This window comes from Ketobacter sp. (assembly GCF_003671495.1).
GTDB lineage: Bacteria > Pseudomonadota > Gammaproteobacteria > Pseudomonadales > Ketobacteraceae > Ketobacter.
Genome location: NZ_RCHN01000022.1, coordinates 65,218 through 80,579, shown reverse-complemented (window position 1 = coordinate 80,579; position 15,362 = coordinate 65,218). Strand labels below are relative to the sequence as shown.

At 54.5% G+C, this 15,362-nt stretch carries 15 protein-coding genes and 4 tRNA genes; 7 read left to right on the top strand and 12 right to left on the bottom strand.

What is annotated here, in order from left to right; genetic code table 11:
• Positions 1 to 9 precede the first annotated feature (9 nt).
• Both D9N14_RS11510 and D9N14_RS11505 read right to left on the bottom strand, forming a co-directional pair.
• Complete coding sequence (locus D9N14_RS11510; protein WP_290579730.1) at positions 10 to 762, bottom strand: DUF2189 domain-containing protein; 753 nt, start codon at positions 760 to 762, stop codon at positions 10 to 12.
• A gap of 22 nt (positions 763 to 784) precedes the next feature.
• Entirely contained in the window at positions 785 to 1,285 is a 501-nt protein-coding gene (locus D9N14_RS11505; protein WP_290579728.1) for a Crp/Fnr family transcriptional regulator, read from the bottom strand.
• 154 nt (positions 1,286 to 1,439) lie between these two features.
• Here D9N14_RS11505 and D9N14_RS11500 point away from each other — a divergent pair, with 154 nt between their 5' ends.
• On the top strand, positions 1,440 to 2,570 hold the full coding sequence (locus tag D9N14_RS11500; protein ID WP_290579726.1) for a hypothetical protein: 1,131 nt from the start codon (positions 1,440 to 1,442) through the stop codon (positions 2,568 to 2,570).
• Between the two features lie 206 nt (positions 2,571 to 2,776).
• Here the strand turns inward: D9N14_RS11500 and D9N14_RS11495 are convergent.
• A tRNA-Leu gene (locus D9N14_RS11495) sits at positions 2,777 to 2,863 on the bottom strand.
• A 161-nt stretch (positions 2,864 to 3,024) separates the two neighbouring features.
• Here D9N14_RS11495 and D9N14_RS11490 point away from each other — a divergent pair.
• A complete protein-coding gene (locus tag D9N14_RS11490) occupies positions 3,025 to 3,618 on the top strand; it encodes a hypothetical protein (protein WP_290579724.1) in 594 nt (197 codons plus the stop codon).
• Between the two features lie 5 nt (positions 3,619 to 3,623).
• Here the strand turns inward: D9N14_RS11490 and D9N14_RS11485 are convergent.
• The 7 genes from D9N14_RS11485 to D9N14_RS11455 all read right to left on the bottom strand — a co-directional run bounded on the left by D9N14_RS11485 (position 3,624) and on the right by D9N14_RS11455 (position 9,593).
• A tRNA-Cys gene (locus tag D9N14_RS11485) sits at positions 3,624 to 3,697 on the bottom strand.
• 16 nt (positions 3,698 to 3,713) lie between these two features.
• Positions 3,714 to 3,789, bottom strand: a tRNA-Gly gene (locus D9N14_RS11480).
• A 130-nt stretch (positions 3,790 to 3,919) separates the two neighbouring features.
• Positions 3,920 to 4,498, bottom strand: coding sequence for a CDP-diacylglycerol--glycerol-3-phosphate 3-phosphatidyltransferase (gene pgsA / locus D9N14_RS11475; protein WP_290579722.1), 579 nt, complete (start codon positions 4,496 to 4,498; stop codon positions 3,920 to 3,922).
• Positions 4,499 to 4,534: 36 nt separating this feature from the next.
• Complete coding sequence (uvrC, locus tag D9N14_RS11470) at positions 4,535 to 6,349, bottom strand: excinuclease ABC subunit UvrC (protein WP_290579903.1); 1,815 nt, start codon at positions 6,347 to 6,349, stop codon at positions 4,535 to 4,537.
• A gap of 13 nt (positions 6,350 to 6,362) precedes the next feature.
• Positions 6,363 to 7,016, bottom strand: coding sequence for a UvrY/SirA/GacA family response regulator transcription factor (uvrY, locus tag D9N14_RS11465; protein WP_290579720.1), 654 nt, complete (start codon positions 7,014 to 7,016; stop codon positions 6,363 to 6,365).
• Between the two features lie 233 nt (positions 7,017 to 7,249).
• Positions 7,250 to 9,340 carry a 7TM diverse intracellular signaling domain-containing protein gene (locus D9N14_RS11460; protein WP_290579718.1) on the bottom strand — a complete coding sequence of 697 codons (2,091 nt, stop codon included), beginning with the start codon at positions 9,338 to 9,340 and terminating at the stop codon, positions 7,250 to 7,252.
• Between the two features lie 162 nt (positions 9,341 to 9,502).
• A tRNA-Ser gene (locus tag D9N14_RS11455) sits at positions 9,503 to 9,593 on the bottom strand.
• 122 nt (positions 9,594 to 9,715) lie between these two features.
• On the opposite strand from D9N14_RS11455, the gene tusD reads away from it, so the two are divergent.
• From tusD to D9N14_RS11430, 5 genes are read left to right on the top strand one after another with little or no spacing between them, the layout of a single operon-like run.
• Positions 9,716 to 10,174 (top strand): sulfurtransferase complex subunit TusD, encoded by a 459-nt coding sequence (gene tusD, locus D9N14_RS11450; protein WP_317622614.1) that lies wholly within the window; start codon positions 9,716 to 9,718, stop codon positions 10,172 to 10,174.
• Between the two features lie 14 nt (positions 10,175 to 10,188).
• On the top strand, positions 10,189 to 10,560 hold the full coding sequence (gene tusC, locus D9N14_RS11445) for a sulfurtransferase complex subunit TusC (protein ID WP_290579716.1): 372 nt from the start codon (positions 10,189 to 10,191) through the stop codon (positions 10,558 to 10,560).
• A gap of 10 nt (positions 10,561 to 10,570) precedes the next feature.
• Positions 10,571 to 10,864 (top strand): sulfurtransferase complex subunit TusB, encoded by a 294-nt coding sequence (gene tusB, locus D9N14_RS11440; RefSeq protein ID WP_290579714.1) that lies wholly within the window; start codon positions 10,571 to 10,573, stop codon positions 10,862 to 10,864.
• Positions 10,865 to 10,866: 2 nt separating this feature from the next.
• Entirely contained in the window at positions 10,867 to 11,202 is a 336-nt protein-coding gene (locus tag D9N14_RS11435; RefSeq protein ID WP_290579712.1) for a TusE/DsrC/DsvC family sulfur relay protein, read from the top strand.
• 17 nt (positions 11,203 to 11,219) lie between these two features.
• On the top strand, positions 11,220 to 12,224 hold the full coding sequence (locus tag D9N14_RS11430; RefSeq protein WP_290579711.1) for a glycosyl transferase family protein: 1,005 nt from the start codon (positions 11,220 to 11,222) through the stop codon (positions 12,222 to 12,224).
• A gap of 9 nt (positions 12,225 to 12,233) precedes the next feature.
• On the opposite strand, the gene D9N14_RS11425 is transcribed toward D9N14_RS11430, so the two are convergent.
• Positions 12,234 to 13,772: a methyl-accepting chemotaxis protein gene (locus D9N14_RS11425; protein ID WP_290579710.1), complete on the bottom strand. Its 1,539-nt coding sequence runs from the start codon at positions 13,770 to 13,772 to the stop codon at positions 12,234 to 12,236.
• Between the two features lie 183 nt (positions 13,773 to 13,955).
• A complete protein-coding gene (gene cysG, locus D9N14_RS11420) occupies positions 13,956 to 15,362 on the bottom strand; it encodes a siroheme synthase CysG (RefSeq protein ID WP_290579708.1) in 1,407 nt (468 codons plus the stop codon).

Genomic DNA, 15,362 nt, shown 5'->3' with positions numbered 1-15,362 from the left:
TTGCCTGGCTCACTCCAATACATCCTCGTAACCGTGCCAGGTTGCATAGCCAATCACGGGCAGCACCAGGATAAAACCCAGAAACGCGGTAGCAAAACCGAACACCACCAACGCAAAAATCAGGAACGCCCACAGGGCACACACCCACATATTATTCATCACGGCGCCCAGGCTGGATAAAGAAGCCGAGATGGCATCCACTTTGCGATCCACCATCATGGGCAACGAGAACGCACTGATACCAAAAACCAACCCGAGAAAAAACGCTCCAACCGATGTGCCCACCGCAAAAAAAGTGAGCAGCTCTTCGAGCGTAGGCTCTGACCCTTCCGGATAGAAAACGTGGATAATGGTGGCCGCCCGCATCCAGATCAACGCAAGCACAAACACCACGACCGCAAAGATCCACTGATTGGGTGCACTATTGCGGATCTGCCACAACGAATGCTTCAGTGTCGGTTTCTCACCATGCTCAATTTGCCTGGGAACATCATAGAGTCCAAATGCCATCAGCGGACCCAACAGGATAAAGAACACGCCCACGCTGAACAAAAAAATGGTGCTGGAATAACGCACCACTAACGAGGACAACAGCAAACCACCCACCGCGAAAAACAGACCATAGGCAATGCTTAATTGGCGGGCGTTCTTGTAATCCTCCCAACCCAATTTCAGCCAGCGAAACGGCGCGGACCATTCCAATCTGCGGCTGGGTGCAAACAACGCCTTGTTTTCCTTTTTCTGGTCTTTAACATCGTCCATTCTGGTACCCCTGTTATCATTCTTATTGACACTGACGGAAGGTTTTCACTTCGGCATCAGACCTTAACGGGCACTTCACACAAAGCTCGTCGGCCTTACGAAGACGGCGCGCAATTTCACGCCCCAGATTCATTTGAATCAGGGCAAATTGCTCCATATCTTTTTTATAAATTTCGTACAGGTTCTGGGAGGTGATTTCGATCAGGCGGCAATCGGACTTGGCCAGGGCAGACGCACTGCGGGGCATGTAATCAAACAGGGCCATTTCCCCCAGGCAATCCCCTTCCCCAAGGATCACCATCAAACAGTCTTCACCGGCTTTTTGTTTATAGATGGCCACCTCGCCATCCTCGATCACATACATGGACGCGGTGTAATCCCCCTCTCGAAAGATCACCTCACCGGCCTTGTGCTCCTTGGTTTTGGAGTGGCTCAACAGGAAAGAAAGCACGTCATCATTGATGCCGCCGAACGTTGGCACGTTCTGAAGCATATGAACCCGCTCTAAACCGGTTGCTTTCATGGTCACGTCCTCATGTATCCTCAATCTAAATATAGGATATTTATCGCTTTTACACGAAATATTGACCGTAGCCGCTACAAATTATTCTATTTATTTGTTAATCATACGCCCATTAACCCCGATAAAACCAACTTCTCAAGGGCAAATTACCACCATGACGCTGAAACAACCGATCCACCTGCTCTGCCTGCTCGTTTTGGCCCTGTCCACCAATGGGCTCCACGCTGCGGGCGAGAAACTGCAAAACGAAATGCAAACAGCCGCCCGTTCGCTCACCCAGTTGATGCCCTTCATCTACAACGACAGCGCCTTTCGGGACCAAAAGAATCAGAAAGCCATAGAGCAAAATATAAACAGCCTGATCCAGGTAATTGAGGCCACGCCCAGGTTACTCAACGACCACGCCATCACCATGCAGATTTCCCAGCAAAGCCTGCTGACCACCCTCAAACAGGCGCAATCGCTTTACCAGAGCCAAGCCTATGCCACGTCGCAATATTTGTTGTCCGGGGTCCCGGTGGTGTGCAGCAGCTGCCACATTCAGGATGGACGCCCCAGTGCCGTCAACCTGTCACTGGACCGCTCCGAGTTCGCCAACGACTACAGTTTTGCCGAGTTTAATTACTACCTGCGCAACTATCAGCAGGCGCAATCGGCTTATGAACACTATCTGAAGGAACCGGCAATCCAGCGCTCAAGAATTCAGTCGCGCAAGACCCTGGAGCGACTCCTGGATATTACGCTGATCACCAGAAAGGATACCCAACCGGCCAAGACCATGCTGGACCAAGCACTGCAACTGCAACAATTGAATCTGGAGACCAAGCAGGTCATTCAGCATTGGCTCACCGGCCTGGTCCAGCTCTCATTCAGCGCCCCTACTTTGGCGCAGCTGGAAACCGAAATTTATCAGGCCTTCAGTGAGCAATTCACCCTGGAACACGAGTTTATCTTTAAGGAAGAGAACCGCCCCAAAGCGTTACTCTGGCGGCAACAATTGCATCAAACCTTGCGGACCAAACTGAGTCGCAACGATACCGCCCGTGCGTTGTATCTCTTATCCATACTGGAACGGGCCCTGGGGGATCAGATCGATTTGTCATTGGCCCATCTTTACCTGAAGGAATGCATTCACCTCAAGGCTTCCCCTTTTTCAGGTAAGTGCCTGAATGAATACGAAAACCATCTTTACTTCTACTATGGAGGGTCCAGTGGTGAACACCTGCCACCGGAAATACTGGAAGAATTGAACCGGTTGAAGCAGCAGTATCAGTCCGATTCCTGACCATTATCCTGACCCGCAGCGGTGTGGAGCTGGCCCTGGCCGCCTCCACAACACAAAGTGATCGGCGGATAAAGATGATAGTAGTGCCTAAAATATTGAAAATTCACTTAAAAGAACTGGCCTGATCTGAGATTATGGAGTTTCGACAGGGGGCGCTTGGCCATTGCAGGGGAGCGGGTGAATCAGGAGCATGGGCCGCTGGGGAATGGTGCCCGGGACCGGAATCGAACCGGTACGGTGTTGCCACCGAGGGATTTTAAGTCCCTTGCGTCTACCAGTTTCGCCACCCGGGCGGGATGAAGCGGTAGCTGCTTTCAAAGAGCTGGGAATTATATGGAGTACCCCCTGAGTAATCAACGCTTTATTGCAACAGTTGAAATATCTCTTTTTGTTGGCAATTATGTCTTTAGAAAGGGATGATCTAATTTCAATTCGTTAGAGTATTTATATCACTATGGCGATTTCAGTCAGCGAAGACTATATCCGCGTTTATCGCGCTTGGAACAGCAAAGAGCACCAAGTCTATTACCCCCTGAAGAAAAACGGGCGCTACCTCAATGAGGAAGAACTGTTGTCCACGCTGGAGGAAGCCCAGGCCAAAGACCTGGAACTGGCGCAGCGGCAGCGGGCCCATTTCATGCGTAAAGACCTTACCATCGAACGCCTGGTTCACGCGGACGGCAAGATTGTCGGCCTGAAGGAAAGGGTCCGCTATCGCGAAGGCCGCAAGCCTGCCCATGTGTTTGAAATCCGGGTAAATACCGAAGGCCTGTCGAAACCCAAGTTCCGCACCATATCCATTGATCGTCACGGCTATGACAAGGCGTTCGAGATGTCCGTGGACATCATCTGCAAGGAACGTGGCCTGGACAAGCACTCCCCGGTACGAAAAATCATGCTGGAAAGCCTTTACATCTACAAAGGCCAATCACCAAAAGACGGCGAAAAGGTGCTGAAAACCAAAAACGTCGAAATGGATGATATGGAACGGGCCCTGATGGATCACGTGAAAGCGTTCAAGGAAAAGAAGAACGTCATCAAAGGCTGAGAGGATGGAGGCGCGAGCCGGAGTCGAACCGGCCTACGTGGATTTGCAATCCAGTGCATAACCGCTTTGCTATCGCGCCTTAATACCTTGAAATTTGGAGCGGGAAACGAGACTCGAACTCGCGACCCCAACCTTGGCAAGGTTGTGCTCTACCAACTGAGCTATTCCCGCACACAGACCACAAAAACGAATGGCCACAAAAATCTGGCTTGCTGCTTTGTGGGTTGCTTATTCTACCTGCCGATCAAACGGAGTCAACTGAAAATTTTCTATTATTTCTCAATAACTTGATTCTTCAATACTATTCCTTTAACTCTGGCCAGGCCGCCTTCAGGTACACCAGCATGGACCACAATGTCAGGCCGGTTGCCACATACAGCAGCAAATAGGCCAACCACACAACCCAGTACTCCATATCCGGCTCATTGGCCAACAATCCGGTAATGGCAATCATCTGCACCGTGGTCTTCACCTTGCCAACGAACGACACCGCCACACTGGCCCGCTTCCCCACTTCCGCCATCCATTCGCGCAAGGCGGAGACGGTGATCTCTCGGCTGATGATCACGATAGCGGGAATGGACAACAGCGCAGTGGCATGGGCCTCCACCAACAGCGCCAGGGCGGCCGCCACCATCAACTTATCAGCAACCGGGTCCAGAAACGCTCCCAACTTGGTGCTCTGCCCCATTTTACGGGCCAGATAACCGTCTACCCAATCGGTTATACCGGCCAGGGCAAAGATGACCGCCCCCGCCAGGGCACTCCAGTGATAGGGCAGATAGAACACCACCACAAACACCGGAATCAATGCAATCCTTAGCAAAGTCAATAGGTTAGGAATGGTAAGTAATGTAGCTTTTCCAGCAACCTGCTGCATTAACTGGTCTCTTCTGATCACATTGAACACAGCATTCTAAACATTGTGGAGCGCAGCATAAACGTCTTCTGCAATTTTCTTATTAATGCCCGGCACATTCTCAATTTCCTGTTGGCTGGCCCGCGCCAGGCCCTGCATACCACCAAAATGCGTCAGCAGTTCCTTGCGCCGTTTGGGGCCGATCCCGGGTATATCCTCCAATACCGAGCGGGTGCGCTTTTTGTCCCGCTGCTGGCGGTGCCCCATGATGGCGAAACGATGGGCCTCATCCCGGATATGCTGAATCAAGTGCAGTGCCGGGGAATCCCGTTCCAGCTCGAATCCAGGGCCGGAATCCTCCAGAAACAGGGTTTCCAGGCCCGGCTTACGGGTCTCTCCCTTGGCGATACCCAGCAGCAGCACCCCTTGCACCTGCAGATCGGACAGGACCCCCCTGGCCTGCTTGAGCTGACCTTTACCCCCATCCACGATCAGAATATCCGGCAGCTTGGCCTCACCCTTCTTGAGACGGGTGTAACGCCGGGTGAGCGCCTGCTCCATGGCAGCATAGTCATCTCCCGCGGTGACGCCCTCAATGTTGAAGCGACGGTACTGATTGCGCACCGGGCCACTGTGCTCAAACACCACGCAGCTGGCCACGGTGCGCTCGCCCTGAGTGTGGGAGATATCAAAACATTCCAGACGTTGCGGCGTTTCATCCAAAGCAAGTGCATCGCGCAGGGACTCGAAGCGTTTGAACAGGTTCTCCCGATTTGCCAGGTGGCTGGACAGGTACTGTTCGGCATTGGTTTGAGCCAGACGCAACCAGCCCCGGCGGGCGGTACGCACATTGGTACTGACATTGATGTTAACGTTTTGCTGCTGCCGCAACGCATCCACCAGTGCACCCTGTGATTCAAAAGGCTCGGACACAATGATGGTCTGTGGTAAATCCCGCCCCCCCTGGCCACCGAGATAATACTGGGGTACAAATTCATCCAGGATCTCCGCGACAGACAACTCAGCCTTGAGGCCCGGATAGTAGGTTTTGTTGCCCATAACACGCCCACCGCGCACGTACACCACCTGTACGCAGGCCAACCCGGACTTCAGCGCCACCGCAAACACATCCGCATTGCCCGAGTCCGTTTCCACGAACTGTTGGGATTGAATGTGGGTCAAGGCCTCCAACTGATCCCGGTATTTGGCCGCCTTTTCAAACTCCAGGGCCTGGGATGCCGCCTCCATGGCCCGGGTCAGTTCCCCGCGAATCTCCCGGCTCTTGCCTTCCAGGAACATGATGGTATGGCGTACGTCTTCAGCGTATTCCTCCGCAGACACCAATCCTACGCAGGGCGCCTTGCAGCGCTCGATCTGGTGCTGCAGGCAGGGGCGCGAACGATTGCGGTAGAAACTGTCTTCACACTGGCGGACGTTAAACACCTTCTGCAGCAGGTTGAGGGTTTCACGTACAGATGCGGCGCTGGGGTAAGGACCAAAAAAACGGCCGGGCAGCTTTTTCGCGCCTCGATAGTACGCGAGCCTGGGAAACTCCTGGTCCGACAGATAGATATAGGGATAGGATTTGTCGTCCCGTAACAGGATATTAAAAGGGGGTTTCAGCGACTTGATCAGCGTCTGCTCAAGCAGCAGGGCTTCCGTCTCACTGTTGGTGACGGTCACCTCTATCTGAACGATTTTTTCCACCAGGGCTGCTGTCTTCGGGCTCTGCTGGCGGCTGCGGAAATAGGAAGTGACGCGGTTTTTGAGGTTTTTGGCTTTGCCCACGTACAACACCTCCCCATCGCTATCGAGCATGCGATAGACCCCGGGGTGGGTTGTCAGTGATTTTAGAAAAGCGTCGATATTAATGAGGCTGCCCCAACTAGCTGTTGGGCAGGGATTCTACATCGAGCATACCGTGGCGAACAGCCAACAGGGTCAATTCCACATCGCTATTGATGCCCAATTTCTCAAACAGGCGATAACGATAGCTGTTCACGGTCTTCGGACTCAGGAACAACTTGTCTGAGATCTCCTGAACCTTCTGGCAGTTGACGATCATCATTGCAATCTGCATCTCACGTTCCGAGAGCTGATCAAAGGGCGACGCGGAATCATTACGGAATGGCTTCAGGGCCAGCTCCTGAGCCACGTCCGGGGAGATATAACGTTGCCCGGAGTGCACCAGCCGGATGGCTTTCACCATTTCATCCATAGCCGCGCCCTTGGTCAGGTAGCCTGACGCCCCTGCCTGCAGAAACCGGCTTGGGAATGGCTCTTCACCGCAGGCCGTCACGGCAATTACACGCACATCGGCATTCTGCCGCAACAGCTTCCGGGTCGCCTCCAGGCCACCAATGCCGGGCATCTTGGCGTCCATAAGCACCACATCCGGGTTCAGGTCCCGAATTACCTTGAGGGCGTCCTCGCCGCTGGCGGCTTCACCCACCACTTTGATACCCGCCACGTCTGCCAGCATTCGGGAGATGCCGGTCCTCACCAGATCATGGTCATCAACGATAAAAACCTTAATCACACACTAACCCCACACCAACAAGCCCGGTATCCTTAACCGGTTCAATTACGATAATTGTAATCTAAAATTCATCCGCTGCCGAATACCGGCGTGGTGACTGTAGCACCTGACACAGTCCCAATGGGCAATAAAAATCATAACGATGGAGGTGTCACGGCTTTAGTAAAAAAGTCACAATCGGACTGCTTAATTATTGGTGATTCGGATGATTGCACCGTAACAGCCTTAGTGGTTTAGCCCATTTTGGTGCGGCATTGTTCAATTAAATACTGCACAACAGTATCGGTAGGGTTGATGTCCAGACAATCCAACCACAGCCGTTCAGCCTCCTTGTAACGACCGTTCCGATAATTGTCATACGCCAGCCGGTAGTCGCTGAGGGTGTGCAGCTTGGCAGCCTTATCCTGCTCGCTGTCCGCATTCAGCACCTCAAAGATGTGCACCGGCTCCCGCCGCCCCCTTACCCGGACGTCCCCCACCTCGCGCACAATCAGGCCATGACCTTTGCCCACCATATCCAGGGTGTGATCGGAGATCACCACCCGCGCCCGCAACAGCTTGGTCAGGTCCTGCAAGCGGGCGGCTACATTCACGTTGTCTCCCAGCACGGTGGAATCCATACGGTCATGGGAACCCACCGTGCCATAAACCACCTCACCAGTGTTCACGCCGATGCCGATACGTATGGGCGGATAGCCACAATTGGCCCGATGCTCATTGTACAGTTCCACCGCTTTCTGCATTCGGATGGCGGCATTCACCGCGTTGAGCGCACCCACCTGACTCTGTTCATTCTCGAACAGGGCCATCACGCCATCACCGATGAACTTGTCGATGAATCCATCGTGATCGTGAATCACCTTATCGATCCGTTCCAGATAGGCATTCAGGAAATTCAACAGTTCCTGGGGTTGCAGCGCTTCCGACATGGCGGTGAAACCCCGCACATCGGCGAACAGGATGGACACCTCTGCCACATCCGCTCGCCCCAATTCGATATTTTCGATTCCCGAACGGGCGATCTTGTTGAGGAACTGTTTGGGAACAAAACGCTCGAACATTTCCGACATGGAGACCAGCTTCCTGGAATGATCCAGTTGCAGCTTAAGGGCCGCCTCCCGCTCCGAACGCATCAGGTTGATTCGATCCGCCAACGCGAATGAAAACAGCAGCACCTGCAATGTAATACCGATCTGATACAGATAGGCCCCCGCCCAATAGGAGGTCAAAACATTCGCGCTGTTCAGAATCCACAACAGAATGGACACCAGCACGCTGAGCCAGGCCAGAAGATAATAGCGGGCCGCCGTAAAGCCCCGCTTCAGCGACAGCGACGCCGCCACGATCACCACAATGATGGAAGCACTGCATTGCACTGCCAGAATCGCCGCCGCGTGATAGTGGCTCAACCCCACCAGGGAAATGGTGCAACTGGCGCCGGTATAGAGCAGCACCCGAATAGCGGTGTGGATGTGGGGCGTATATTCCGCCGTTTTCAAAAAACTCTGGGCAAACAGCAGAACAAACCAGATCCCAACCGTGGCAAAAATCAGATTGCTCTTGTTGTTCCACAGCGGGTAGTCCGGCCACAGATATTCATAGCCCACACCCTTGATGGACAGAGAGAACCCCAGCACGCACACCAGATAACAGACATAGTACAGATAGCTGTGATCCTTCACCGACCAATAAATGAAGCCGTTGTAAAACAGCATGATCACCAGGATGCCGTAGAACATCCCTTCCATCAGCGTATCGTGGTGTTCGGACTCCAGGTAAGCATCCATTGACCACAACGTCATTGGTAACTGCAGCGTGCCGTTGGTGGTCACCTTCAGATAGACGGTGCGGGTTTGCTCTGCCGGCAACTCAACCCGAAACAGCACACTGTGGTGGCGGATGGTGCGCTGGTGGAACGGTACCGTATCGCCGGAAAGATGTCGTTGATACACGCCGAACCGGTCAGGAATGTAGGCTTCAATCCGGTCCACGGCACGGCTCAGCCCGGATAGCTCCAACAACCAGCGATGATCCAGCTGATCGTCGTTATGCAATCGGAGTCGCATCCAGTAAGCCGCGTTCACATAGCCGAAGGTCAGGGCACCGGTGGAGCTGCGTGAGAATGACAGTTGCCCTTCGCGCGCCCGAAAACTCTGTAAATCCCACCCCTCATCGAGAATGTAATCAACGTGGGATTCCACCGCGTATTGCTGTGCAGTGGTGTCCACATGCAACGCACTGCCAAACGCAGCCGATGCACTGAGCCAGCCCATCAGGCTGAATAGAAGCGCGAGCCGGCAACCGCCAGCGAAAGTATGGGTCATACTACCGGAAATCCATGCACCCAATTTGGCAGGTCTTACCCAAGAACCGGTAAAGTTCAGCCAGGGCAGACACTTAGCGAGCAAATACACCCCAAAATCAAACGGGGTGACCAGATTTCAGTATAGTCAACTTGGATTTATGGACAACGAAAGAAAGGAAAATGGCGGTGAGCCAGGGATTCGAACCCCGGGTAGGCTATTAACCTACGGCGGTTTTCAAGACCGCTGCTTTCAACCACTCAGCCAGCTCACCGGTGAGGAGGCGCAAATAATATAGCAAACCCATGATTCTGTGAAGGAAAACTTTAAATTCCGGTGCTTTACAGTCCAGGGAGCCTGGTCTTCACTCTTGATTTCAAATTTCCGGAACCTATTATGGCAGAACGGAAAAGATCCCGGATACGTAAACCGCCAAAATCGGACACCGACTCGAACCAGCCCATGATATTCGCCATTCACGTCATCACAGCCCCTTACAGCCACCAAAGCGCGCTCACTGCCTTGCGCTTCTGCCAGGCCACCCTGGCCGCCGGGCACCGCATCAAGCGGGTATTTTTCTCCGGGGATGGCGTGCTGGTGGGCACCCGGCTGGCAGTGCCACCCCAGGACGAAGCCGATCTCTATCGGGAGTGGCAGGTGTTGGCGAACACCCACCAGGTGGAGCTTGTGGTCTGTATTTCCGCCTGCCTGCGCCGGGGAATCATCAACGCCAGCGAAGCGGAACGCTATGAGAAGTCATCCCACAATCTGGCTGAGGGCTTCCTGCTTTCGGGTCTGGGGCAGTTGGTGGAAGCCGGCCTGGAATCAGATCGCCTGGTTACCTTTGGCGCCTGAATCGGATAATCAATATGAGCAGTACTCCCATGCGCAGCACACTTTTTATTAACACCAAGGGCCCTCATTCCAGCCAGGCCACCCGGGAATCCCTGGATGCGGCCCTGGCCAGCGCGGCGTTTGGGGTGCCGGTGGGGTTATTGTTCCTGGAAGACGGGGTTTTCCAGCTCAAACAGGGGCAACAACCCAGCACCGCAGACCTGAAACGAACGGCACCCATTTTCCAGTCCTTGGGGCTTTATGAGATTTCCGACGTTTATGTATGCGAAGAGGATCTGCATAGCCGGGGCCTGTGCCAGGAGGACCTGCTGATCGATGTCACACTGCTGCCGGCCAGCCAGATTGCCCCTCTGCTGGCTTCCTATGACAACCTGCTGAGCTTTTGAAATACACACCATGGGAATGATTCTGCACATCGTTAACCAGAGCCCTTTCACGCATACTGCGCTCACCCAATGCCTGCGTGCGTTCGGGCCAGAGGACAGCCTGATCCTGATTGAGGACGGCGTGCTGCTGCTCACCAACCCCGCTTTCACCCCTGACCTGCCCCCAGCCGTCCGGCTTTTTGCTTTGCAGCCGGATGCTGATGCCCGCGGCCTTGGCATTGATCCGGATATTGCTACTGCAGTCGGGTTTCCGCAGTTCGTCGAGCTGGTGACACAGCACCAGAAAACCATGAGCTGGCTCTGACCATGGGGATCATGCTGGTGGACGGACAGAGCATCCCGGTGGATAAAGAAGGGTACCTGCAGGACTTGACCCACTGGAGCGCATCGGTCGCCGAAACCATTGCCCGCTCAGAAGGCATCCAATTAACGGAAGGCCACTGGGAAATCATCGAGTTACTGCAACAATTCCACAGCGAATTTGAGCATTCTCCCGCCATGAGAATACTGGTAAAGTATGTGAAACAGAAGCTAGGAGAAGACAAGGGCAACAGTATCTACCTGATGCATCTGTTCCCCGGCAGCCCCGCCAAGCTTGCTGCGAAGGTGGCCGGATTACCTCGACCAACCAACTGTCTGTAGTAGCCATGACCACACCCATGAAGACCAGCATACCGCCCTCCCACGAGCACCCGTTCGCGCAGTACGTACGCATCCTGGGGAAAGGCAAAAAGGGCTCCCGTTCCCTTACTGAGGTGGAAGCCTATGATGCCATGCGGATGATCATGGCGGGCAAAGTGCAGGATGTGCAGCTGGGGGCATTCCTGATGTTGCTGCGGGTGAAAGAGGAAAGCCCGGAAGAGTTGCTCGGTTTCGTAAAAGCGGTACGGGAATCCATCGTACCGGAAGTCAAAATCGAGGTGGACCTGGACTGGTCCTCCTATGCCGGTAAACGACGGCATTTTCCCTGGTATTTGTTCAGCATATTTTTGCTGGCTGAACAGGGCCATTCGGTATTCATCCACGGCGCCAGCGGCCACACCATCGACCGGATTTACACCGAAGATGTATTACAGGAGTTGGGCTTGGGCGTTGCCTCCAGCTGGAGCGAGTGCGCCAGCCAGATCCGCGAGCACCGATTTACCTATTTTCCCCTTGAGCACCTCTGCCCCACCCTGCACCGGATCATCGAGTTGCGTAATGTGATGGGGTTGCGGTCTCCGGTTCACACCCTGTCCAGGCTACTGAACCCCGGTGACGCGCCAGCCGTCATTCAGGGCATCTTCCACCCCGGGTATCGCCCTGTCCACCAGCTGGCGGCGCAGGCCCTGGGTTATGCCCGGGTGGATGTGATCAAGGGTGAGGCTGGTGAGATCGAGCGTAACCCGGACATCGAGTGCCTGGTGCAATCCGTTCGCGATGGTGAGCTGTTTGACGAGACCTGGCCGCCGCTGTTCGGCAAACGCCATGTCAAGGAATCAGAGTTGGATCTCAGGGATTTTGCAGCCGTATGGCGTGGTGATCAAGAACACGAGTATGGTGAGGCTGCCGTGGTGGGCACTACGGCGATTGCGCTTAAGCTGCTGGGCCAGGCAGACCAGCAAGACCGCGCCTTTGAGATGGCATCGGATCTTTGGGCCCAGCGCAACAAGAGCATGCTCTAGGCCCCGGCTTTACACCCTGAACTGACGGGCCACGGTGTCCAGCCTTTGCGTCACACTCTGCAATTGCTCGGTGGATGACGCCACCTTGGCGGACCCTTCTGCTGCCAGCCTGGCGGAATTGCTGATTTCATCAATGGCCTGCTGGATGAACTGGGACGTCTGCTGCTGCTCTTCGGAAGCGGATGCGATTTGAGTGTTCATCACGTTGATTTCCTCCACGCGGGTGGTAATCGCCTCCAACGAATTGCCGGCACTGCCCGCCTGGGCAACACTCTGCTCTGCTTTCGATTGTCCGGCTGCCATCACTTCAGAAATCACCCGCGCGGTCTTCTGCAATTGGTCGATCACACCGTGGATTTCTTCTGTGGACTCCTGGGTGCGGGAAGCCAGGGTACGCACTTCGTCCGCCACCACAGCGAAGCCACGACCGTGCTCGCCGGCGCGGGCTGCTTCAATGGCCGCATTCAGCGCCAGCAGATTGGTTTGCGAGGCGATACCCTGAATCACATCCAGAATCGCGCCCACATTGGCGGTGTCCGCTTCCAGTTGATGAATGGTTTCACCGGCCTTGGCCACTTCCTGAGCCAGGTCGTTGATGGTTTTGATGGTGTCTTTCACGATGCCGTGGCCGGTCTTGGCCTGTTCATTGGCATAGGAGGCGGCTTCCGCGGCATTGGCGGTGTTTGACGCATTCTCGTTCAGGCTTTCGAACATCTCGTTCATAGACCGGTTCACACTGACGGTGGACTCCAGTTGTTCGTTGGAGACGTTCTCGCTCTCATGCGCCAATGACCCCAGTTCGCGGCTGGTGCTGGTGAGTGGTCCAATGCTGTCCACCACTTCCTTGATGATGCTCTGCAGCTTTTCAATAAAGGAATTGAACCAGAACACCAACTCGCCCATTTCGTCTTCAGAAGACTGTTTGATGCGCTTGGTAAGATCCCCTTCCCCACTGGCGATGTCCTTGAGCGAACGCACCACCCGGGCGATATTCGAGGTCACGGACGCGGTGATGTACATGGCCACAGCAATCAGGAGGATGGTAATGATCAGCGCGATGACCGCGCCCACAGTGAGCGCCTCACGGGCTTTCTCGATGGAATCGGAGATATTGGAGGTGAACAACTGATGACTTTCGTCTCGGAAATCCTGCAGGTTGGTTTTCAGGGTCGACTGCAGTTTTCCCATTTCCTCAACCTTGTCATTGAGTGTGGAAAAGTCAATAGCACCGGTGATCATCCCTTCCGACAAGGCCCTGGCCGCTGAATAGTACTTATCGAACTGAATTTTGAGCTGTTCCACCTCGGCTTTGCGCTTGGGCTCCAGCTTGTAAATATCATCTTCGAGTGCCCGCATCTTATCCGCATTTTCATCCGCGGTGTTGATGATATCCAATTCACCGGCACTGACGGCGGAGTTCAGGGTTTCCGTCGTCCGGTCCAACAACACAATCATATTGTTGGCCTTCTCCAGAATCGGGTAGTACTGGTCCCTCACGGATTCCAGACTTACGCTGGTCTCGGTATTCACTGAAAAGTTGTATGCCAAATTGGCACCGAATCCTAAAACACCCACCAACGGTATAAAAAGCAGCTTGTATTTTATTGAGATCCGATTAAACCAATTCATCCTCAAAGCTCCCACCATATGGAAATCTCATATACTGTATTAAGATTAGCCGAAGGGAGTTATTTGGAAAGTTAAGCCGGCAATTTTAAAGTGACTTCGAGCTCAGCCGGATCGACTGGTTTCCGGATCAAACCAGGAAAGTTGATCGTGGAGCGTCACCACAGAGCCGACGATAATCAACGTTGGCGCCTTAACCTCTTGTTTTTTAACCTGTTCTGGCATGTTCTGCAGAGTGGACGTGAGCACCTTCTGGTGTCGGGTGGTCCCTTGTTGTATCAAAGCGATGGGCGTGTCAGGAGCCAGGCCGTGGCCAATCAATTGCGTACAAATCGTCGGCAGCCCCACCAATCCCATATAAAACACCAGCGTCTGGCGCTCTTTGGCCAGGGTCTCCCAATCCAGGTCCAGAGAGCCATCCTTGAGGTGTCCGGTTACAAAACGCACAGACTGGGCATGATCCCGGTGAGTCAAAGGAATGCCGGCATAACTGGCACAGCCTGATGCTGCCGTGATGCCTGGCACGACCTGAAACTGGATTCCAGCCTCGGCCAGCCGACCGATCTCTTCTCCGCCGCGTCCGAAAATAAAAGGGTCACCGCCTTTCAGGCGACACACCCGTTTACCTTCCTGCGCCAGTTTCACCAGATACTCATTGATCTGGTCCTGCGGTACCGCGTGCTCGCTGCGAGCCTTGCCTACGTATATTCGCTCAGCGTCGCGACGCACCAGGTCCAGTATCCCAGGGCTCACCAAACGGTCATACAACACCACGTCTGCCTGTTGCATCAAGCGCAAGGCGCGGAAAGTCAGCAAATCCGGATCTCCGGGTCCTGCCCCTACCAGATACACTTCACCTACAGCGGGGCGATCAGCACTGGCCGCCGCCAACTGTCGCGCCAGCATCTGTTCCGCTTCCTGCTCCTTGCCGGCAAATACGAATTCGGCGATGGGGCCGGTGAGTACCTCCTCCCAGAACCCTCGACGCTGATTAACGTCGCTGAACCGGGCTTTGGCCTGGTCACGAAAGCGGCCAACGATGTGCGCCAGACGACCGTAACTAGCCGGTATGGTGGACTCCAGCTTGGCGCGGATCAAACGGGCCAGCACCGGTGACTGTCCCCCGCTGGACACGGCCATGACTATGGGCGAGCGATCCACGATTGAAGGCAGGATAAAGGTGCACAGGGCCGGGTTGTCCACCACATTCACGGGAATGTTGCGGGCTTTCGCATCCTGCGAGACGCAGGCGTTCAGCGCCTGATCATCGGTGGCAGCGATGGCCAGCAGCGCGCCATCCAGATCTCGGCTGTCATACTGACGAACATGCGCCACAGAGGCGGCATCTTCATCCAACAGCGATTGCATCACCGGTGATATATCGGGGGCAACCACCCGCACGTGGGCACCCGCCCGGCGCAACATGGCGGCCTTGCGCGAGGCGATCTCACCACCGCCCACCACCAGGCAGGTTTGGCCTTTTAATTGATAGAAAAGCGGTAGATAGTCCAT

Excerpts from the sequence above, each read along its gene's own strand:
- D9N14_RS11490 (WP_290579724.1), top strand. The coding sequence starts at position 3,025 with ATGGCGATTTCAGTCAGCGAAGACTATATCCGCGTTTATCGCGCTTGG.
- D9N14_RS11435 (WP_290579712.1), top strand. The coding sequence starts at position 10,867 with ATGGGGATCATGCTGGTGGACGGACAGAGCATCCCGGTGGATAAAGAA.
- D9N14_RS11460 (WP_290579718.1), bottom strand. The coding sequence starts at position 9,340 with ATGACCCATACTTTCGCTGGCGGTTGCCGGCTCGCGCTTCTATTCAGC.
- D9N14_RS11505 (WP_290579728.1), bottom strand. The coding sequence starts at position 1,285 with ATGAAAGCAACCGGTTTAGAGCGGGTTCATATGCTTCAGAACGTGCCA.
- D9N14_RS11500 (WP_290579726.1), top strand. The coding sequence starts at position 1,440 with ATGACGCTGAAACAACCGATCCACCTGCTCTGCCTGCTCGTTTTGGCC.
- D9N14_RS11430 (WP_290579711.1), top strand. The coding sequence starts at position 11,220 with ATGAAGACCAGCATACCGCCCTCCCACGAGCACCCGTTCGCGCAGTAC.
- tusB (WP_290579714.1), top strand. The coding sequence starts at position 10,571 with ATGGGAATGATTCTGCACATCGTTAACCAGAGCCCTTTCACGCATACT.
- pgsA (WP_290579722.1), bottom strand. The coding sequence starts at position 4,498 with ATGCAGCAGGTTGCTGGAAAAGCTACATTACTTACCATTCCTAACCTA.
- cysG (WP_290579708.1), bottom strand. The coding sequence starts at position 15,362 with ATGGACTATCTACCGCTTTTCTATCAATTAAAAGGCCAAACCTGCCTG.
- D9N14_RS11510 (WP_290579730.1), bottom strand. The coding sequence starts at position 762 with ATGGACGATGTTAAAGACCAGAAAAAGGAAAACAAGGCGTTGTTTGCA.
- tusC (WP_290579716.1), top strand. The coding sequence starts at position 10,189 with ATGAGCAGTACTCCCATGCGCAGCACACTTTTTATTAACACCAAGGGC.
- tusD (WP_317622614.1), top strand. The coding sequence starts at position 9,716 with ATGGCAGAACGGAAAAGATCCCGGATACGTAAACCGCCAAAATCGGAC.